Here is a 20,870-nt window from a genome sequence, read left to right on the forward strand (position 1 = left end):
CGGGTGAATTTTTTGCGCTCGTCCTTGATTAATTTTATTAGTCGAGGACGGGCGTTTTTTATTTTATTATTTTTAACAGACGAAAGGATAGAGATATGATTAAACCATCCATGGAAGAAGCCAGAAAATACTGTGAAACCTACAAGAGTGTACCGATCAGTCTGGAACTTTTTTCAGACATCAAAACACCGATTGAAGTGCTTAAATGCCTGAAAGATACCGGCCGGAAATGCTATCTGCTGGAAAGTGTCGAAGGCGGTGAGAAATGGGGACGCTATTCGTTCTTGGGATTTGATCCCAGCTTATCCGTTAAAAGCCTTAATGGTGAAGTGACGGTTAAAAACGGCAGATCAAAAGAAACTGTAACCGAAGAGCCTCTGGAAATACTGCGGGAAATCTTAGCAGAATGGAAAAGTCCACAGCTGGATTTCTTGCCGAATTTCACCGGCGGTTTTGTGGGCTATATCTCATACGACTTTGTCAAGTATACAGAGAAGAACCTGGTTCTGAAAAACAATAATCCGGAAGAATTTGATGATTTGAATCTGATGCTTTTTGATAAAGTCATCGCCTACGATCATCTCAGGCAGAAGATCGTGATCATCGTTAACATCAAAACCGCAGATTTTGAAAAAAACTACATCGACGGCGTCGTCAAACTCAAGGAAATAGAATCACTGATCAAGAACTGCGTCAGTACCCGGAAGTATCCGGGAAGGGTCACCTCCGAGTTTACCCAACTTTTTACCAAAGCGTATTACTGTGACATGGTGGCGAAAACGAGAGAGCATATTTATCAGGGAGACATCTTTCAGGCGGTGATCTCGAATCGGATGGCGGCCAGTTTTGATGGCGATTTGCTCTCGACCTATCGGGTGCTGCGAACCATCAATCCTTCTCCCTATATGTTCTATATCGATTTCGATGAAATCCAGGTTGCCGGAGCATCGCCGGAGACACTGATATCACTGAAAAACGGGAAACTATCGACCTTTCCGATTGCCGGGTCCTGTCCCCGCGGCGCGACACCGGCAGAGGACGAAACCTTTATCCGGGAACTGTTGAAAGATGAAAAGGAACTGAGTGAACACAACATGCTGGTGGATCTGGGGAGAAACGATCTGGGAAAAGTCAGCGAATTCGGAACCGTTGTGGTTGAAGAATACCAGAACGTGGTGAAATATTCACACATCACCCATATTGCCTCGACGGTGACCGGAAAGCTGAGAACGGAACTGGATCAGCTGGATGCACTGGCCGCCGTCTTGCCGGCCGGAACTCTGTCCGGAGCACCCAAGAAAAGAGCCATTGAAATCATCAACGAACTGGAAGGTGAAAAGCGGGGCGTCTATGGCGGAGCCGTCGGTTATATCGATTTTTCGGGAAATATGGACATGTGCATCGCCATCCGGATGGCGGTCAGGAAAAATGAAAAAGTCTACGTGTCGGCCGGTGCCGGCATTGTCGCTGACAGTGTTGCTGAAAAAGAATTCAACGAATCGCATAATAAAGCGCGGGCGATGTTTGAAGCGCTAGAGCGTGCCCAGGAGGTGGAATAATGATCCTGCTGATTGACAATTACGACAGCTTTTCTTATAACCTGTACCAGTATGTCGGGGTCATCGATCCGGATATCCGGGTGATCAAAAATGATGAGTTCAGCCTGGCGGAAATCCAAAAAATGAATCCCAGCCATATCATTATTTCGCCGGGACCGGGAAGACCCAAAGATGCCGGCATCTGCGAAGAAGTGGTTGCTTTTTTCAAGGACAAGACGCCGCTGCTGGGGGTTTGCCTCGGCCATCAGGCTATCTGCGAAGTGTTCGGCGGGGAGATTACCTATGCCAAAACACTGATGCACGGCAAGCAGAGCACGGTTCATATTGCCAATGGCAGTCCCGTTTTCAGAGGCCTGCCACCGATTATCCAGGCAGCGCGCTATCACTCCCTGGGAGCGAAACGAAATACCTTGCCGGATGAGCTGCTGATCATCGCAGAGGATGACGAAGGGGAAGTCATGGCCGTAAAGCATCGGGATTACGATGTCTACGGGCTGCAGTTTCATCCGGAATCGATATTGACCGAAGATGGCAACCGGATGATCGAAAATTTTTTAAAAATAGGAAGGAAAGACAATGATTAAGTCAGCAATCTACGATATCGTAAACGGAAAAGATCTGTCTCTGGAGCGAACCAAAGAGGTCATGTACCAGATTATGAACGGGGAAGCAACGAACGCCCAGATGGGATCCTTTCTGACCGCCATGCGCCAGAAAGGCGAGACCATCGATGAAATCACCGCCTGTGCCATGGTCATGCGGGATAAATCCACCAAAATTCATCCAGATACGGATGTGCTCGATATTGTCGGAACCGGCGGCGACGAGGTGGCCACCTTCAATATTTCCACCGTCTCTTCCTTTGTGATCGCCGCCGGGGGTGTGCCGGTGGCCAAACACGGCAACCGAAGTGTATCAAGCAAGTGCGGCAGTGCCGATGTATTAGAAGCCCTGGGCGTCAACATCGGCCTGTCAGCCGAGCAAAGTGCGAAAATTCTGGCGGAGCTGGGAATCTGCTTTATGTTCGCCCCCACCTACCACGCCTCGATGAAATACGCGGGACCGGTCAGAAAGGAACTGGGCATCCGAACGATCTTCAATATTCTCGGACCGCTGGCGAATCCGGCCGGTGCTAACATGCAATTATTGGGCGTCTATGATGAGAATCTGGTGGAACCGCTGGCCAACGTGCTGAACAAGCTTGATATCAAGCGCGGCATGGTCGTTCATGGACATGACGGACTGGATGAAATCACCCTGACTGACACCACCACGATCTGTGAGATATCCGACGGAAAAATCAACAGCTTTTTCATCACGCCGGAACAGCTGGGGCTCACGCGATGTCAGCTTGCTGATCTGATCGGCGGTGATAAAGAAGAAAATGCGCAGATTGCTCTGAGTATTCTCAACGGAGAGAAGGGGCCTAAAAGGGATGTGGTCGTTCTTAATTCAGCCTTCTGCCTCTACATGTCTCATAACGATATTACCCTTCGGGATTGTGTAAAACTGGCGCAGGAACTCATTGATTCCGGTAAAGCCAGACAGAAGCTGGAGGCATTTATTAAACGGACCAACGAAATGGCAGTAGAGGTTGTGGCATGATACTGGACCGGATTGTCAAGTCGACCGAAAAGCGCGTTGCCGCATTAAAGGAAACGGCATCCTGTGCAACGCTGAAAGCGCAGACGAAAATGCCGGAGCAGCCGTTTACCTTTGAAAAAGCGTTGTCGGGTGAGGGGATGGTCTTTATCTGCGAGGTCAAGAAAGCGTCCCCGTCAAAAGGTGTGATCGCGGTTGATTTTCCCTATCTGAAAATTGCGAAAGAATATCAGGCGGCGGGAGCGGCGGCGATTTCGGTTTTAACGGAACCGGAATTTTTTCAGGGCTCCAATGCGTATCTCACTGAAATTAAAAAAAATGTGAGCATTCCGGTGCTGAGAAAAGATTTCATCATCGATGAAATTCAGATTTATGAATCAAGCCTCATGGGCGCGGACGCCATCCTGCTGATCTGTTCGATACTGGAAGCGGATCAAATTAAAAAATACATCAGAATTGCCGATTCACTGGGGTTATCCGCCCTGGTGGAGGCGCATGATGAAGCGGAAGTAAAAAAAGCAATCAATGCCGGAGCACGCATTATCGGGGTGAACAATCGGAATTTAAAAACATTTGAAGTGGATGTCAATAACAGCGTCCGTTTTCGCCGACTGGTGCCGCCCGAAATTCACTTTGTGTCAGAAAGTGGAATAAAAACACCGAATGACATCAAAATATTACACGAAAATGGGGTGAATGCAGTGCTGATTGGCGAAACACTGATGATAAGTGGGGATAAATGGGGAAAACTGCAAGAACTCAAAGGTTTGCAGGACCGTCAGGAAGCTGTGCGATGACGAAGATAAAAATCTGTGGATTGTCCCGGCTTCAGGATATTGAAGCGGTGAATCAGGCGCTGCCGGATTATATCGGGTTTGTTTTTGCGAAAAGCAGGCGGCAGGTGGATGTTGAAACGGCGAAAGGGCTGAAAGCAGCGCTGTCCCCTGAGATTAAGGCGGTGGGCGTTTTTGTGAACAACAGCGTGGCTGAGATCGTCGCTTTGGCCGGAAACGGGACGATCGATCTGATCCAGCTTCATGGAGACGAAGATGAAAAAATGATTGCTGAACTGAAAAAAGCGGTGCAGCTTCCCATCATTAAAGCGATGCGGATTCGCGACGCGAGTGATATCAAAAAAACGGATGCCGATTATCGCCTGTTTGACACCTTTGACGCCAGCCAGTACGGCGGATCTGGCGCATGCTTTAACTGGGAATTGATCGCAGCCGTTAAGGAGGATTTCTTTTTGGCGGGAGGTCTGAAGAGCGACAACATCGAAGCAGCCATCAACCGGGTGAATCCTTTTGGCGTCGATATCAGCAGCGGGGTGGAAACCAACGGAAAAAAAGATCGCCAAAAAATTATCCAGATTGTAGAAAAAATAAGGAGAATGAACCGATGAGTAAAGGAAGATATGGCATTCACGGGGGACAGTATATTCCAGAAACACTGATGAATGCCATCATTGAACTGGAACAAGCCTACGAACATTATAAAAATGATCAGGGCTTTCAGGAGGAACTGACAGAGCTGTTGAATGAATATGCCGGGAGACCATCACGACTATACTATGCCAAAAAAATGTCAAAAGATCTGGGCGGAGCAAAAATCTATTTGAAACGCGAGGATTTGAACCACACCGGATCCCATAAAATCAATAACGTATTGGGTCAGGCCTTGCTGGCGAAAAAAATGGGAAAAACGCGGCTGATTGCCGAAACCGGTGCCGGACAGCACGGAGTGGCGACGGCAACGGCGGCTGCTCTGATGGGCTTTGAATGCGAGATTTTCATGGGCAAGGAAGACACCGACCGGCAGGCACTCAACGTCTTTCGGATGAAACTGCTGGGAGCCCGGGTGCATGTGGTGACATCGGGAACGATGACATTAAAGGATGCGGTTAATGAAACCATGCGGGAGTGGACGAAGCGGGTGGAGGATACCCATTATGTGCTGGGTTCAGTGATGGGGCCGCATCCCTTTCCAGAAATTGTCCGTGATTTCCAGAGTGTGATCAGCAAAGAAGCGCGTGAACAGATTCTGGAAAAAGAAGGCAAGCTACCAGATGCTGTCATCGCCTGTGTCGGCGGCGGCAGTAATGCTATCGGCGCTTTCTTCAATTTTATCCCGGACAAAGGCGTCAGGCTGATCGGCTGCGAGGCGGCTGGAAAAGGCGTGGATACGGCCCTTACCGCTGCGACAGTGGCAACCGGCAGCCTCGGCATTTTTCACGGCATGAAATCCTACTTCTGCCAGGACGAGTACGGACAGATTGCGCCGGTCTATTCAATCTCCGCCGGTCTGGATTATCCCGGCATCGGTCCGGAACACGCCAACCTGCACGACACAAAAAGAGCGGAGTATGTCCCCGTTACCGACGATGAAGCAGTCAATGCTTTTGAATACCTTTCCAGGACAGAGGGGATTATTCCGGCCATTGAATCGGCGCATGCCATCGCTTATGCCATGGTTCTGGCGCCCCAGATGAAAAAAGATGAAATCATCATTGTCAATGTATCCGGCCGGGGCGACAAGGATGTGGCCGCGATTGCACGATACAGGGGGGAAAATATCGATGAATAATTTACTGACCAATAAAATATCAAAGGTTTTTAAGGATAACAAGGCTTTTGTCGCTTTTCTGACTGCCGGAGATCCTTCAATGGATAAAACCGAAGAATTCATTCTCGCGCTGGAAAGAGCCGGGGCAGATCTGGTCGAAATTGGCATTCCATTTTCAGATCCCATTGCGGAAGGGCCGGTTATTCAGGAAGCCAATGAACGGGCGCTGAGTGCCGGTGCCACCACCGACAAGCTTTTTACTATGGTCAAACGCATCAGGCAGAAAACGGAAATGCCGCTTGTTTTTCTGACTTACATCAATCCGATCTTTGTCTACGGGATTGAGCGCTTTTTCAAAGCCTGCCAGGAATCCGGAATCAACGGGGTTATCGTTCCGGATCTGCCCTATGAAGAAAAAGGCGAGATACTCGGAATCGCCACCAGCTACGAGGTGGATGTGATCACCCTGATTGCACCGACATCAAAAGACCGGATTCAGATGCTGGCAAAAGAAGCGACCGGATTTATCTATCTGGTATCGTCGTTGGGGGTTACGGGAGTCAGGTCTGAGATCAAGACAGACCTGAAGACAATCATCGCTGATATCCGTCAGGTCTCCGAGACCCCCATCGCCGTCGGATTTGGCATTTCCACACCGGAACAGGCAAAAGCCATCTCCGGTACCGCGGATGGCGTGATCGTCGGGAGCGCCATCGTAAAAATCATCGCCGAATACGGAGAAAATGCCGGCGAAATACTGTTTGACTACGTAAAATCAATGAAACAGTCGTTATCCGTTTAGACGGCATCAGAACAGAATCAGCCGCCGTCAAGGTGGCTGATATTCCAAACAAAACAACATAGTTTAGAGAATGGTCTAAAAAAGACACGCGATATTGCTTTTTTTATCTTTTCAAAAGGCCAAAACATGTTATAGTATAGAGTAGGATACTAATAATATATAGGAGGATGTCTTATGAAAAAGTTTATTAATGATGTTGAAAACGTTGAAAATGAAATGCTGGAAGGTATTGTTCTGGCTCATCCCGAATATGTAAAGCGGCTTGAGGGTTTTAATGTTCTTGTTCGGGCAGATAAGAAAACCGGAAAAGTTGCATTAGTCAGCGGCGGTGGCAGCGGCCACGAACCGGCTCATGGCGGATTTGTTGGAAAAGGCATGTTGGATGCTGCAGTAGCCGGTTCCATCTTCACTTCGCCAACACCTGATCAGGTATTTGAAGCGATTAAAGCGGTTGATGCAGGTAAAGGTGTATTATTAGTCATTAAAAATTATACAGGCGATATTATGAACTTTGAAATGGCAGCGGAACTGGCCGAAGCTGAAGGCATTAAAGTAGCCAATGTGGTGACCAATGATGATGTTGCCGTTGAAGATAGTCTTTATACAACCGGTCGACGCGGTGTTGCGGGAACCGTATTTGTTCACAAAATTGCTGGCGCCAAAGCTGAAACAGGTGCCAGCCTTGAAGAAGTAAAAGCGACAGCTGAAAAGGTCATAGCAAATGTCAGAACCATGGGCGTGGCACTGAAACCATGTACTGTTCCAGCCGCCGGAAAACCGGGTTTTGAATTGTCAGAAGATGAAATGGAACTGGGTATCGGTATCCATGGAGAACCGGGAACGGAAAGAAAACCAATTCAAACGGCGGATGTCATTGTCGATTATCTGATGGAAAGAATCGTCAAAGATATGAAGCCTCAGGCCGGAGATGAAGTCGCTGTTATGATCAATGGATCAGGGGCAACACCACCGATGGAACTCTATATTTTGAATCGTCGCGTCCATCAGATTTTAGCGGACAAAGGGATCAAAGTATTCAAAACGTTTGTGGGAGATTACATGACCTCAATCGATATGGCCGGTGCTTCCGTCACTTTGTTGAAACTTGATGATGAAATGAAAGAGCTGCTTGCCGCAAAGGCAGATACCATTGGCTTCAAACTGTAAAATAGTGTAGCATTGCTGTGAATTGTTGAAAAAGAAACGAGGAATATAAATGGCAACGAAGGCAGAAGTACTGGATTTTATCCGGATTTATGCAGATAAAATGGCAGAACATCGACAGGAATTAACCGATTTGGATCAGGCAATCGGAGACGGCGATCATGGTATCAATATGAGCCGCGGTTTTAAAGCGGTTATGGAAAAATTACCAACAGTGGAAGATAAAAGCATTGATGAAATTCTTAAATCAGTGGGAATGACATTGGTGTCAACCGTTGGCGGGGCTTCGGGTCCGCTTTACGGAACCGCTTTCATGAAAGCCGGCATGGCCACGAAAGGTAAAGAAGCGTTAGCCGACGAGGATGTCATCAAGGCTTTAGATGAGGCTGTCGGTGGAATCCAGTTTCGTGGTAAAGCTGAAAAAGGCGAAAAAACAATCCTCGATAGCATGATCCCGGCAATTGATGCCATCAAAGCATGCATCAACGAGGGAAAAACCATGGAAGCAGCGCTGATTGAAGCTGAAAAAGCAGCATGGGCTGGTGTTGAGTACACTAAGACCATTATTGCAACGAAGGGCAGAGCGAGTTACCTGGGTGAAAGAAGCATCGGTCATCAAGACCCGGGAGCAACATCGATGGCTTATGCATTTCAGGCTTTAAACGAAGTCGCTCAAAAAGGCAGGTAAGAAAATGGTAGGAATTGTAGTCGTATCGCATAGTCAGAAAATTGCCGAAGGCGCAGTGGAGCTTGCCAGGCAAATGGCCGCAGATGCAAAAATTGCCGCCGCCGGCGGCATGGCAGACGGTGGCATCGGCACAGATGTTGCCAAAATTCAAGCCGGGATTGAAGCCGTTCAAACCGGGGATGGTGTGGTCGTTCTGGTCGATCTTGGCAGCGCTGTGATGAGTTCAGAAATGGCAATTGAAATGCTTGATGACGGCAGCAACGTAAAAATTGTCGATGCGCCCATTGTTGAGGGAACGATTTTTGGCGCGGTTGAAGCATCCATCGGATCGTCGCTTGCAGAAGTGATCGAAGTTCTTGCCGGTGCGAAGAGTTATAAAAAGTTCTAAATTTACCCACATCAAAAAAGCGCCCGCAGGGGTGCTTTTTTGATGTGGGTAAATTTTGGTAATTCAATGTACTTGTGGTAATTTATGTGTTATAAAGAAATGGATGATTAGTAAATTAAGCAAGAGAGAAGTTTTATGGGGTACAATTAATTTTATCGAATGAAATTATCTTTTGAACAATATAGCGTCTACCGTGAACGAGCGACAGGAGGAAGCATGAATACTTTTAATAAAGGGACTAAAATTGAGCTGGAAACGGGTGAAAAGGTTGAGGTGGTCAAAGTGCTTGGGGACGGCGGACAGGGGATTGTCTATCTTGTTCATTACAAGAAAAAACCTTATGCACTCAAGTGGTACTATCCGAATCGACTCAGAAATGCACAACAGTTTAAGGCTAATATTAGCAGCAATATTAAACAGGGGCCTCCGACGGATGCGTTTTTGTGGCCGCAGATGATCACCAGAAATCAGTACGGCAGCTTCGGGTACATAATGGATCTCAGACCGCCTGAATATGAAGACTTCTCAAGATTCCTGATGGCGAAAGTCAGATTTTCAAGTGTGGCGGCGGTTAACAATGCGGCGCTGAATATTGTCAACAGTTTCCGGGAGCTGCATCGCTGCGGCTACAGTTATCAGGATATAAATGATGGCAATTTTTTTATCAATCCAAACAGTGGGGACGTCTTAATCTGCGATAATGACAATGTGGCCCAGTATGGCGATAATTTGGGAGTGGCAGGGAAATGCCGGTACATGGCACCAGAGGTGGTATTGGGAGAAAAACGGCCCAGTGTTCATACCGATCGATACTCACTGGCAGTGACATTGTTTCTGCTGTTTTTTGTGTCACATCCTTTAGAAGGCAGTCGGACAACTTGTCCGTGCATGACTGAGAACCTCGAGAAAAAATTCTATGGCAATGAACCGATCTTTATTTTTGATCCGCATAATGACAGCAACCGTCCCGTCAGAGGCATTCACAACAATGCCATCAAACTGTGGCCGATTTACCCTTCGTTTATTAGAGCGGCTTTTGAAAAATCTTTCGGCGAAGGGCTGAAAAAAGAGAATGCGCGGTTGACCGAAACACAATGGCAGAAACTATTTGTTCGCTTAAGAGATCAGACCATCACCTGCGGGTGCGGCGCGGAAGTCTTCCTTGATTCCGGGAGCAGCGACTTGCAATGCCGGAGCTGTGGAAAAACCATTCAGACTCCGCTATCGCTGAAAGTTAAGAATGATCTGGTAGCACTCTATCCCAAATCAAAACTGTACAAATGTCATACGCAAGTTGACAGTGATGATTTTAAAGAAGCAGTGGGAGAAGTCATCCAGAGTAAATCAAACCCGGGCTTATGGGGAATCCGCAATATTTCTAACACGACCTGGTATATGGCAACGCCCGATGGACAACAGAAAGACATTAAACCGGGCGGTGTGGTGCAGATTCTGCGGGGAATCACCATCGACTTTGGAAAAAATCGGGCAGAGATTGTATAATCGAGATGATTAATCAATCGTTGAAAAATAATTTTAAGGAGCAGAATAATGGGAATATATGACGAATTATGTGGAGGGATAGCCAGAAGAACCATGGTTTTATTCTTTCTTGTTGATACATCCGGGAGCATGGCTGGTTCCAAAATTGGCGCAGTCAACGAAGCAATCAATGATGTAATCCCGGAGCTCAGAGATATTTCCGACAGCAACGCCGATGCTCAGATCAAGATTGCGGTTCTGGAATTCAACAGCGGCGCCCAATGGCTCTATTCAAACCCCATTGAAGCAGAAAATTTCGAGTGGGATTATCTGGATGTCGGGGGCGTTACTGATTTAGGCACCGCTTTTATGATGCTGAACGAAAAGCTGTCCCGGAATGAATTCATGAGCGATGTCGCCGGGTCTTTCGCACCTGCCATTTTTCTGATGTCAGATGGACAACCCACCGATCATTATGAAAAAGGTCTGGCCAAGCTCAAGGAAAACAACTGGTATAAAAACGCCATCAAGGTGGCGGTTGCCATCGGAGATGATGCCGATCAGGATGTACTCAAAGACTTCACCGGAAACAGCGAGAGTGTTTTAACGGCAAGAAATCCGGAGACGTTAAGAAAAATGATCACTTTTGTCAGTGTCACGGCATCCAAGATTGGCAGCCAGAGCAGCAGTGTGGGGTTGGCGGGAAACTCGTCCACCCCGACTAAGCAGGATGATTTTGCAGAACAGATTCAGGAGTTTAATGCGGATCTATTGTATGATGATGCCGAGATAGAATGGTAGTGGTGTTTTTTCAGAAAGGAGCGTTTTTCAATTGGGTGATTTACAAGTTTTTGATCTGTCGGTAATTGGCTTTAGCCATGTCAAAAAGAACATCGTTTGCCAGGACAGCGCTCTGAGTTTCTGTGATGACAATATGGCAGTCGCCATTGTCTGCGATGGACATGGCGGAAAAAAGTACTTTCGCAGCCATCGTGGCTCTCAAATAGCAGCCGAAACGACCTTTGCATCGATCAGGGCTTTCATGAGCTATCAAGATCAGATGATTGAAGAATTAAGAGCTGATCCGGATAAGGTTTTGGGACAGCTCAAAAAAAATATCATTTCCAACTGGAATCAGGCGGTGAATCAAGATGTCCAACAGAATCCGTTTTCGGAAGCGGAATTAGCGACGTTATCCGGTGCCGATCGATTGATCTTTGAGCATCAGTTCGAGCTTGAATCCGCCTATGGAACCACCATCATTGCGTTTGTAATCAGCAAAAGCTTCTGCTTTGGACTGCAAATCGGGGATGGAAAATGTTGTGCTGTTTGTGAAGATGGTGAAATAATCCAACCCATACCGTGGGATAATAAATGCATTCTGAATGTCACCACTTCGATATGCAACAACGATGCTTTTGCAAATTTCCGTCACTATTTCAGCGAATCCCTGCCACTCGCGGTCTTTGTTGGAACAGACGGAATTGATGATTCATTTGCCGGCCTTGAGAATTTATATGATTTTTATAAAAAAATAACCCTTTCCTTTGGCGCGCTGGATTTTGATGCAGCGGTGAATGAACTAAAAGAATTTCTGCCCAAACTGTCAGAAAAAGGAAGCGGCGACGACGTTTCAGTGGCGGCGGTTCTGAATATACAGGGAAAGAGTATCACGGAGAACTTGTTTCGTTCGCCCCAAAGCACGAATCAGCCAGCTGAATCCGACGAAATAGGCACAGATTATTCAAACCAGGAGCAGCCTGAAGCGGATGAAATTGAATGCGAGTAGCCAGAGAAGTTTTTCGATAATCAGCATAACGGTGGAGGGATCTTATGAAATGCAGTAAATGCGGAGGAGAATGGAGTCCGCCAGAAGGAATTGATGGATCAATCTGTCCATTTTGTTATTCCAATGCTTTATTCAATTCCGGTCAATGTGACGATCTTATTGCAAGAGAAATATTAATGCACATCAAAGATGAATACGGATTGGTGGTTTTTGAGGAAAAGAAGAGAATGCGTGGTCTATTGGCCGATTACTTTTCTAAAAATATCAAAACAAAAAAAATCCTGACGTTGGCGGTCAGAGATAATATCCCCCGTAAGCTTCTGGAATTAAAAAATTTAAGCCGGGATGACAAGGAATTAAAGCTGCAACAAATCGTTTTCTGTTTCACCGATGAGAACAGCCTCGTAAAAAAAATGGCAGAAGAAACCGTTGGACTTTTTATTGATGTTCTGGGGGTATGGGACGAGCTTGAACCGATCAATGAAAGCGGGGATGATTTAACCGTGGCGCAGGAAAATGAGGAGTCGGGCGGATCATTGAAAATAACCTATGAAGATTTTCTGGCGGAAACGCAGTCTTTGGAAGAATATCTGCAAACTCAAAATATCAGCGCTGTCGAATTATCAGGTCATGATTTATCAAAAGAGCAGGCAACAGAACAAAAGACGCGAACGATGATAAAAGAAAACGCCGCCGGATTTTTAAAGGTTGCCGCCGGATCGGAACACAGCGCAGCGATCGATCGGGAGGGAGCCCTCTGGACTTGGGGACGAAATTATTTTGGACAGCTGGGAGATGGAACGACGATCGATTCTGCGGTGCCTTTTTGTGTCATAAAAAGTGGGATTACCGAGATTGCTTCGATTGCCGATTTTACCTATGCGCTTAAAAACGACGGTTCACTCTGGAGCTGGGGCTATAATCAGGAGGGCGAAATCGGGGACGGAACGCTTGAAAGAAGGTTGTTACCGGTCTGCTTGATGCAAAAGGACGTCTTACAGGCTGCCGCCGGAAATGCTCACGGACTAGCCATTAAAAACGATGGTTCGTTATGGTCATGGGGAAGCAATCAATACGGACAGTTGGGCGACAAAACGAAGATTTCCAGAAAGCACCCCAAGTGCATCAATACGAGCGGGGTAAGAAAAATTGCGGCGGGATTCGGTCACTCCATGGCCATCAAAAGTGATGGCTCCCTATGGAGCTGGGGAGACAATCAGTTTGGCCAACTGGGAAATGGAAACGAAATCGATGCCAATCATCCGGCGTGCATTATTTCGGATCGTGTGGTTGCCATTGCATCTGGTTTTCATCATGCAATGGCCATCAAAAGCGATGGCTCGCTATGGACTTGGGGATACAATCAATTTGGCCAATTAGGAAACGGGAGCGAAATCAACGGACATACACCAGTCTGTATCATGAAAAGTGGTGTCGTTAAGATTGCCGCGGGATTTCATCATTCGCTGGCGGTCAAAAGCGACGGTTCACTGTGGAGCTGGGGGTATAATAAATTCGGACAGCTGGGCGACAATACTCAAATGAACAGAAATCTGCCGCAATGTATCATAACATCCGGCGTCATTGATATTGCCGGCGGGGGTCTGCATTCCTTAGCGGTGAAAGATGATGGCTCTTTATGGGCATGGGGATACAACGGCGATGGCGAACTGGGTAATGGCACGACAGATGATGCCTTAACTCCTCAGTGTACGATGAAGCCGGTTATGGATTGATCTTCATTCCAGTAAAAATTTCGGCATCAGGCAAGACGATTGCTTTAAATTGTGAATATATGTATATAGATCAGAGGATCGGTTTCTTTTGACAAGCTGGAGTATCTTTTTTTGAATATCCATTGAAAAAAGAGGTATAATAAAGAGATATGATATAGTATACTTTAGGGAGAGTTCTGAATTTCTAAATCATTCATTATCTGCTGAGTAATCGATTAAATATAAAGTTTAGTTGTTATGATTCAAAACAATACAATCTTGGAGGGAAAGAAATGTTAAAAAATTACATGGAAGATACCGTCGATGCTTTTTTACCCCATCTGATTGCTAAATATTCCGATATCTGTACTTGTGATAGGTGCGTTGAAGATATTAAAGCAATTGCACTTAACAGTTTAAAACCGGCATATTATGTGACCCACGAGGGACTGCTTTATTCAAAAATCGATGAGATGACAACGCAGTACAAGGCGGATCTCATCAGTGAATTGACCAGAGCAATCGAAATTGTAAGTCAGAATCCGCGACATAAGCAATAAAATGATGCGCTTTTAAAAAATATTTGTGCGAAACAAAGCATCCTGAACAATGATTGGGTTCAAGAAGGAGAATATGATGGAAAGAATTCATTGCGGAACAAATAAATTTTATATCGGAGCAGACGAAGATGATCCAATAGCGGTGATAATTTTTCATCCGGAAGGGGATAAAGAAATTATCATCGAACATGTTTACGTTTCAAGAGAACTCAGAGAGCAGGGCATCGGGAAGCTGCTGGTCGACAAGATGGCAGACTATGCCCGGAGTGAGCATAAAACAATCCGGTCGTTCTGTTCTTATGCTGAGGAAGTGCTTGCTGAAAACACCGAATATGAGGATGTTTATAAAAGAACGTAACGCTTTTCTGAACCGAAAGATCATGAAGAAACCGTATGGGTAGCTGGCTGCAAATGACACGGGAGAAAAAATGCGCTTAAAAGTATTGATTGATAACAACACGTATATAGATGAATATTACTGGGGTGAACCGGGTGTTTCATATTACATTGAAGATATGGGCGAAGTATTTCTCTTCGACGTAGGCTATTCCGATTTGGTACTCAGAAATGCAAAATCGATGAATGCTGATTTAGAAAAAATAAAGACAATTGTGCTGTCGCATGGACATGACGATCATACGCGCGGCTTAAAGAGTTTTTTCGAGCTGAAAAATCATCCCGATTTAAAAATTATTGCGCATCCAGATGCCATGTTGCACAAAGAGGATGACGGCTTAACGATTTCAGCCCCCTTTTCAAAAAAGGAAATTGAAAATCATTGTGCTTTGCAGTTGAGCAAGAAGCCGGTGAAAGTCAGCGAAAACATTACATTTCTTGGTGAGATTCCACGAACCATTGATTTCGAAAGACCACAAGCGATTGGAAAACAATGGGTCGCGGGGAAATGGGTTGACGACTATTTGCTGGATGACTCAGCCCTTGTTTATCAAAGCAGTAAGGGCATCTACATCATCACCGGTTGTTCCCACAGCGGAATCTGCAACATCATCGAACATGCCAAAGCGGTCAGCGGAGATAAACGGGTGTGCGGCATTATTGGTGGCTTTCATCTTTTTGAAGTCACCGATCAAGTGACTCAGACGATTGAGTATCTCAGAAAAAACGAAATCAGAGAAATTCTGCCCTGCCATTGTACATCGTTTGCCGTCAAGTCGGCCATTCACACTGCGTTGCCAATAAGAGAAGTCGGAGTCGGTTTGGAATTAGATTGGTAAATACGGCAACAGCTGAAGAATCAGCCGCATCAAGTGAAGAACTGTCCGGGCAGGCGCAGCTGCTTAAAGGACTGGTATCGCAGTTTAAACTAAAATAAAACCGAAAACGAAGAGCCAAAGCATGATGCTTTGGCTCTTTTGCTTTCGGTTTTGAATCTGACTTTGGGATAATAAAAAATTGTCTAACAAAGGCGCCAGTTTACACGGCTGAAAAATCTATTCCGCGGTATCGCTTTCCTGGCTCCAGTCATCGAAACCTTTCATTACTTTGTCATAGGTCTGTTGTGATATATCGGGAAGTTCTCCTCCGAAGGCTTTTTTGGCCTGTTCGAAACCTTCTTTAAAAGCATTTCTCAAGGTGTCAATTTTACTTTTGTCGCCGCCGGACAGGGCTTTTGCAAAGTCCAGAATTCGCTCCGCGGTTTTGTTGACGCCGAAGTAGCCATCTTCAGAAATTGCTTCCTGAGCGGACGCCTGGGTTTCAGCATCAACGGTGACACTGACGTCTTTGCCTTCAGATAAAGCTTTAAGTACTTCGTTGACTTTTGAACCCTGCTTCTCAAGCATTGAAGCAACCATTTTTTTGAATGCGGCAGTGTTTTTGGTGAAATCCGCCTTGATTTCGTCAATCTTTTTCTGATCAATGGTATAGGTTCCGATATCATTTTTTGAAGTCGTTCCCAGTTCAACGGTATCTGTTCGTGCTTCCACGGCCTGATTTTCTTTGACTTTCGGCGCTTGTTCCTTACCGTCGGCATTTTGTGAGACGCCTTTTGTCTGAAGATTCTGAGCCACCAGTTTACTGGTATCGATTGAATTTGTATTCATAACATCCTCCTTTATAAAAATAAGTTGGTTTAAAAATGTCGCACTGAACCCTTGTTATGAATAATATCGGCAAAAATACCGAAAGCTTGAGTTTTTTATCTGTAAATCTAAGCGCTGATTCTGTTTCGCCCCGATGCTTTTGCCTTGTAAAGCGCTTCATCAGCATGTTTCAGAAGCATTTTATAAGTTGATTTATTCGCTGAATCCGATGTGGCGACGCCAACGGAGATGGTGACGAACTGCTTAACCGGCGAGAATTCATTAGGGATTTTCAAATTGATAATGGCTTTTCGCAGTAAATCGGCGATTTTAGCCGCTTCTTTTTCATCAGTATCCGGAAGCAGACAGGTAAATTCTTCGCCACCCCAGCGTGCCGCCAGATCAGCCGGTCTTTTCAGCGAGTTCTTTAGCGCAAAGGCAACTTTACGCAGGCATTCGTCGCCTTCTAAATGTCCGTAGGTGTCATTAAACATTTTGAAATGATCAATATCGATCATCAGCAGAGATAAGCAGCTGTTCATTCGTTTGGCTCTTTTTATTTCATTGGACAGCATCTCATCGAATCGTCGACGATTGGCAATGTTTGTCAATTGATCGACATCGGTACTGATTTTCAAGGTGTCCTGGTAAGACTTTGTTGCTAAATGATTTTTGATTTTTGCTTTTACAATTGCAACATTAAAGGGTTTTGTGATGTAATCAATGGCACCGAGATTTAGCCCATATTCTTCATTTTCAGCCTGATCCAGTGATGTTAGAAAGATAATCGGAATGTCTTTGGTGCGCTGCTCCTGATGGAGCTTCTTAAGTACTTCATACCCGTTCATTTCCGGCATGATGATATCCAACAGAATAATATCCGGCGGATCGGAGGAATTGACAATCGATAAAGCTCTGATGCCGCTGTTTGCGATCAGAATGTCGTAATCTTTATTTAAATTCTGTTCCAGTATTTTTGTATTAAATAAGGAATCATCGACGATCAATACCCGTTGTCGGTTGTTCAAATTGGCATTTGCAGGATTTGGCTGTGGTTCCGATTTGAATTTATTTCCGAATTCCCGGTCGGAGACTTCAGTTATTTTCAATTGGGAAATATCTTTTCCGGCAATATAAATAAAATCGCCGTAGCGACGGAATTCCCATTCGATGTTGTGGTAAAGACCGTTTTGGGAACGATAGCGATTTGCAAAATTGAGGACATCATTCTGGCTGACAAGCTTTTCGATGGCGAAAATGGTGGCATCCAAATCATTCGGGTGCACAAAATCGGTCAGATTTTTGTGATTGAGTTCGTTCACCGTATAGCCAAATGTTTTTTCCCAGGCGGCGTTCACTTTGAAAAACTGTCCGTTAAAATCGGCAATGCATAGCAGTCCCAGACTGAGGGAAAAAATCCGTTCTAAAAGCTCACTTTGACTATTATGATCAAAAAAGTTCTGCATCATCCATCGGTCCTTTCATTTATTTGAGAGTTGCAGTAACGGGCATCAAAGAATGCGATACCGGTTCTCAGTTGATTGTATATAAAATTGGTATGATTGGCAAATGTTCACGATAAGTTTACTACAGTTTTGTAAAAAAGGCAATTGTTGTCAGTATGGTTAAGCAGTGCTTAATAAAGTGTGAAATGATCTGATTGTCAGGCATTCTTTTTGTTGATAAAATTAAGGAAATCTGCTGCCGCCAATGGCTTGGAGAAATAATATCCCTGCAGGTAAGTGATGCCATGTTCACTGAGATAATCGGTCATCTCTTTGGTTTCCACACCTTCTGCCACAATCTTTACATTTAATTCAAGCAGCATATTGATGACATTCACCAGTATCGCATGTGATTTCGTGTTTTCCTCGTAAAAATATGGCCAGATTAAACTCCGGTCCAATTTAACCAAATCATACACAACTTCAGCCATTTGTGATAAATTGGAATAACCTGTTCCAAAATCGTCCATGGAAAAACTGCAGCCCATATTTCTAAGATGAAGCATATTTCGATTCAGCATTTCGCCAGATTCAACCGATGCCGTTTCGGTAATTTCCAGATTTATAAAAGCCGGTTTGATCGCAAATCTTTTCATGATAGTCTGTAATTGTTTTGGCAAATCCGGATGGACGCACTGGATGCCGGATAGATTGACCTCGATATATTCAATTCCCATTTTTGGAAGATCATTTTCCTGGGTAAATTGGCAGACCTTTTCAAAAACGATGCGTCCCAGATCCATGATCATTCCCTTTTTCTCGGCAATCAGAATGAACTCATCGGGTGGTATGAACCCAACGGTCGTGGTATCCTTCAATCTGACCAATGCTTCTGCAGAGTGGAATTTTTCTGCTCTGACATCAAAAATAGGCTGATACACGACTTGAAATCCGTCATTTTCGATTGCTGCATGCAGTAAGTTCTCGATGGTTGTGTAACGCGCTTTTTCATTGACCATGGCATTATCCAATATATGAACACGGCTATCCGGTAAATCCTGATGATGATCGGCCATGTAATTCATCATCTCGTATATATCATCACAGGAGTCTTTGAAAAAGCCGGTGTCAATGATATCGATATGGGACTTCATAACCACACTGAATTGCGAGATGACGATGGTTTCTTCGATGAATGATTCAATTTCTTTTAGCTGCGGCGCGATGGCTTCCAACTTCTTATCGATTAGAATGCTCATCACATTGCTTCGTGAATGATAAACGCTGGTTTGAAAGACAAACTGAATTTTATTTCCAATTATTTCGAGCATCAGATTGGCCTTATCGTGCCCGATGGCCGTTTGAATTCGGCCTAAATCATCGACCACAACACTCACAACAAGAACATTTTTGCCAGATTCAAACTGATCCCCCAGCATTAAATGAAAAGCACGTTTATTAAATGTACCGGTTGCTTCATCTGTGTGTTCTTTGGGATTTTCAAACGACAGGTAGATAAACAGAAGCATCAGTACAATCGCTAATCCGGACACAAGCATGCCGGGATTGAGAAATTGAATCACAGCAGCGATGACCCATATCATTGATCCTGCGCGAATAGCAATTCGTTTTTCTTTGCGGATGTTTTCGTAGAAAAAAAGGTGTTGGATATGATCAGTACCAGATAGAAGGCGACTGAAACATAGACGGTAGTGGCCATTGGACCATATGAATAGACGGTTGATCCATCTACGTAATAATTCAACTCGCCAAAGATCATCATGAGCATTGAAAAGGCAAATGGTATCATCGTCAGCAAGAATTTCTTGATATTCATCCGTTTCTGATTATGGGCTAGAATTTCAACATATTGATAGAGTGAAATGATCATGATCAGTAAGGTAGTAATAAAAAGTTGATGACATAAACGGTTGATGACGGGCGACACGGTATCCAAATGCGAAATGGTATATACGGTTGCAAAATCGAAGCACAAATTCAATCCTGCAAAAATGATCATAGATGAAAAGAAAGTAGTTGACAGGAGTGGCAGTTTTTCATTTCTGATATAATCAAATACAATAATGATAAAAAAACAAATGGCGGCAATTTGAAACCGCGTATTTAAAACAAGCATTCCCAATCTCCGTTTCCTATGTTATGTGAAATAATAAGTTTCATACATCTATTATAAACTAATGCCAGGTAAAATGCCCGCTTAATTATTGAAATTTTATTTATTACTCGACGTGAATTGATTCAGTTGTAAAAAGATCGGCGGCTCTTTTTTAGTTTGACAAAAATATGTTTTTATAGCACAATATTCTCAGAAAAGAATGATTCGTTTGAAAGGAAAATTGACCGTGATCTCATTTTTAGAATTGACCCTGGAATTATCGAAAGCAACCGATCTGGTGAGTCCCGAACTGAATAATCATCAACGGTTGGTCGCTTTTATAACCTACAACCTTGGAGAAGAACTTAATTTAACGAGAAAGCAGCAGAATAATTTGAGTGTGGCCGCTATTTTACACGATATCGGAGGTTTAAGCATGCAGGAAAGACTGGATGTTTTAAAATTTGATGCGCTTAATCCCCATAAACATGCAAAAATTGGTTGGATGCTGCTAAAGGATTATCGCGAGTTCGCGGAAGCGGCAAAAATCATTAAATTTCATCATGTGGATTGGGATTATGGCCGGGGAATTAAGAAAGATGGTGAAGATGTGCCTCTTGAAAGCCATCTGGTTCATTTGGCCGACCGCATCGCTACGCTTATTTCTAACAAAGAAAAACCTTTCAATCAGGCGGAGCGAATTTATGCAAGGATCGAGGATGCTTCCGGGAAAAAATTCAATCCCGAATTCATCAAGGCCTTTAAGCATATCAAGGACAAGGAGTATTTTTGGTTTGATCTGGAATCCATTTCCAGCGGTGGCAATTATGATTAGGGTGTCAAAAGTATTTTCACCCCATTAATAATTCTCTCCAACTGAGGGTTGACTTCTGGTAAAATAGATACAGAATCAAAAGCAGTGGAGGCTACAAAACGATGTCATTTAAGACCAACAA

At 44.7% G+C, this 20,870-nt stretch carries 22 protein-coding genes; 18 read left to right on the forward strand and 4 right to left on the reverse strand.

The window, feature by feature from the left end; all coding sequences use genetic code 11:
* Positions 1 to 95: 95 nt before the first annotated feature.
* The 17 genes from trpE (at position 96) to GH808_RS10040 (ending at position 15,546) form a co-directional block, all read left to right on the forward strand.
* Entirely contained in the window at positions 96 to 1,559 is a 1,464-nt protein-coding gene (gene trpE, locus GH808_RS09960; protein ID WP_186842632.1) for an anthranilate synthase component I, read from the forward strand.
* Positions 1,559 to 2,143 (forward strand): anthranilate synthase component II, encoded by a 585-nt coding sequence (locus tag GH808_RS09965; RefSeq protein ID WP_186842633.1) that lies wholly within the window; start codon positions 1,559 to 1,561, stop codon positions 2,141 to 2,143. The genes trpE and GH808_RS09965 overlap by 1 nt, the downstream gene beginning before the upstream one ends.
* Positions 2,136 to 3,164 (forward strand): anthranilate phosphoribosyltransferase, encoded by a 1,029-nt coding sequence (gene trpD, locus GH808_RS09970; RefSeq protein ID WP_186842634.1) that lies wholly within the window; start codon positions 2,136 to 2,138, stop codon positions 3,162 to 3,164. Before GH808_RS09965 ends, trpD begins: the two co-directional genes overlap by 8 nt.
* Positions 3,161 to 3,958, forward strand: coding sequence for an indole-3-glycerol phosphate synthase TrpC (gene trpC, locus GH808_RS09975; RefSeq protein WP_186842635.1), 798 nt, complete (start codon positions 3,161 to 3,163; stop codon positions 3,956 to 3,958). Before trpD ends, trpC begins: the two co-directional genes overlap by 4 nt.
* Positions 3,955 to 4,563, forward strand: a complete 609-nt coding sequence (locus GH808_RS09980; protein ID WP_186842636.1) for a phosphoribosylanthranilate isomerase — start codon at positions 3,955 to 3,957, stop codon at positions 4,561 to 4,563. Before trpC ends, GH808_RS09980 begins: the two co-directional genes overlap by 4 nt.
* The gene (gene trpB / locus GH808_RS09985) at positions 4,560 to 5,744 is read left to right on the forward strand and encodes a tryptophan synthase subunit beta (protein WP_186842637.1); all 1,185 of its coding nucleotides are present in this window, start codon (positions 4,560 to 4,562) and stop codon (positions 5,742 to 5,744) included. Before GH808_RS09980 ends, trpB begins: the two co-directional genes overlap by 4 nt.
* Positions 5,737 to 6,525 carry a tryptophan synthase subunit alpha gene (trpA, locus tag GH808_RS09990; protein ID WP_186842638.1) on the forward strand — a complete coding sequence of 263 codons (789 nt, stop codon included), beginning with the start codon at positions 5,737 to 5,739 and terminating at the stop codon, positions 6,523 to 6,525. The genes trpB and trpA overlap by 8 nt, the downstream gene beginning before the upstream one ends.
* Positions 6,526 to 6,699: 174 nt before the next feature.
* Positions 6,700 to 7,692 carry a dihydroxyacetone kinase subunit DhaK gene (gene dhaK, locus GH808_RS09995; protein WP_186842639.1) on the forward strand — a complete coding sequence of 331 codons (993 nt, stop codon included), beginning with the start codon at positions 6,700 to 6,702 and terminating at the stop codon, positions 7,690 to 7,692.
* 49 nt (positions 7,693 to 7,741) lie between these two features.
* On the forward strand, positions 7,742 to 8,377 hold the full coding sequence (gene dhaL / locus GH808_RS10000; RefSeq protein WP_186842640.1) for a dihydroxyacetone kinase subunit DhaL: 636 nt from the start codon (positions 7,742 to 7,744) through the stop codon (positions 8,375 to 8,377).
* A gap of 4 nt (positions 8,378 to 8,381) precedes the next feature.
* Entirely contained in the window at positions 8,382 to 8,765 is a 384-nt protein-coding gene (dhaM, locus tag GH808_RS10005) for a dihydroxyacetone kinase phosphoryl donor subunit DhaM (protein ID WP_186842641.1), read from the forward strand.
* Between the two features lie 216 nt (positions 8,766 to 8,981).
* Positions 8,982 to 10,268, forward strand: coding sequence for a serine/threonine protein kinase (locus GH808_RS10010; RefSeq protein WP_186842642.1), 1,287 nt, complete (start codon positions 8,982 to 8,984; stop codon positions 10,266 to 10,268).
* 48 nt (positions 10,269 to 10,316) lie between these two features.
* Positions 10,317 to 11,048 carry a vWA domain-containing protein gene (locus GH808_RS10015; protein WP_186842643.1) on the forward strand — a complete coding sequence of 244 codons (732 nt, stop codon included), beginning with the start codon at positions 10,317 to 10,319 and terminating at the stop codon, positions 11,046 to 11,048.
* A gap of 31 nt (positions 11,049 to 11,079) precedes the next feature.
* Positions 11,080 to 12,036, forward strand: coding sequence for a protein phosphatase 2C domain-containing protein (locus GH808_RS10020; protein ID WP_186842644.1), 957 nt, complete (start codon positions 11,080 to 11,082; stop codon positions 12,034 to 12,036).
* A 44-nt stretch (positions 12,037 to 12,080) separates the two neighbouring features.
* The gene (locus tag GH808_RS10025) at positions 12,081 to 13,772 is read left to right on the forward strand and encodes an RCC1 domain-containing protein (protein WP_186842645.1); all 1,692 of its coding nucleotides are present in this window, start codon (positions 12,081 to 12,083) and stop codon (positions 13,770 to 13,772) included.
* 272 nt (positions 13,773 to 14,044) lie between these two features.
* Positions 14,045 to 14,311 (forward strand): late competence development ComFB family protein, encoded by a 267-nt coding sequence (locus GH808_RS10030; protein WP_186842646.1) that lies wholly within the window; start codon positions 14,045 to 14,047, stop codon positions 14,309 to 14,311.
* Positions 14,312 to 14,384: 73 nt separating this feature from the next.
* Positions 14,385 to 14,669, forward strand: a complete 285-nt coding sequence (locus GH808_RS10035; RefSeq protein WP_186842647.1) for a GNAT family N-acetyltransferase — start codon at positions 14,385 to 14,387, stop codon at positions 14,667 to 14,669.
* A 70-nt stretch (positions 14,670 to 14,739) separates the two neighbouring features.
* Positions 14,740 to 15,546 (forward strand): MBL fold metallo-hydrolase, encoded by an 807-nt coding sequence (locus GH808_RS10040; protein WP_186842648.1) that lies wholly within the window; start codon positions 14,740 to 14,742, stop codon positions 15,544 to 15,546.
* A 216-nt stretch (positions 15,547 to 15,762) separates the two neighbouring features.
* Here GH808_RS10040 and GH808_RS10045 read toward each other — a convergent pair whose 3' ends face one another.
* From GH808_RS10045 to GH808_RS10060, 4 genes are all read right to left on the reverse strand, one after another.
* Positions 15,763 to 16,374: a hypothetical protein gene (locus GH808_RS10045; RefSeq protein WP_186842649.1), complete on the reverse strand. Its 612-nt coding sequence runs from the start codon at positions 16,372 to 16,374 to the stop codon at positions 15,763 to 15,765.
* A 107-nt stretch (positions 16,375 to 16,481) separates the two neighbouring features.
* Positions 16,482 to 17,822 (reverse strand): diguanylate cyclase domain-containing protein, encoded by a 1,341-nt coding sequence (locus GH808_RS10050; RefSeq protein ID WP_186842650.1) that lies wholly within the window; start codon positions 17,820 to 17,822, stop codon positions 16,482 to 16,484.
* 194 nt (positions 17,823 to 18,016) lie between these two features.
* Positions 18,017 to 19,402 (reverse strand): EAL domain-containing protein, encoded by a 1,386-nt coding sequence (locus tag GH808_RS10055; protein ID WP_186842651.1) that lies wholly within the window; start codon positions 19,400 to 19,402, stop codon positions 18,017 to 18,019.
* Positions 19,399 to 19,935, reverse strand: a complete 537-nt coding sequence (locus GH808_RS10060) for a hypothetical protein (RefSeq protein ID WP_186842652.1) — start codon at positions 19,933 to 19,935, stop codon at positions 19,399 to 19,401. The genes GH808_RS10055 and GH808_RS10060 overlap by 4 nt, the downstream gene beginning before the upstream one ends.
* Positions 19,936 to 20,161: 226 nt before the next feature.
* On the opposite strand from GH808_RS10060, the gene GH808_RS10065 reads away from it, so the two are divergent.
* A complete protein-coding gene (locus GH808_RS10065) occupies positions 20,162 to 20,749 on the forward strand; it encodes an HD-GYP domain-containing protein (RefSeq protein ID WP_186842653.1) in 588 nt (195 codons plus the stop codon).
* The last annotated feature ends 121 nt before the right edge of the window (positions 20,750 to 20,870 follow it).

The sequence above is a fragment of the Acetobacterium fimetarium genome, from assembly GCF_014284475.1.
Classification (GTDB): Bacteria; Bacillota; Clostridia; order Eubacteriales; family Eubacteriaceae; genus Acetobacterium; species Acetobacterium fimetarium.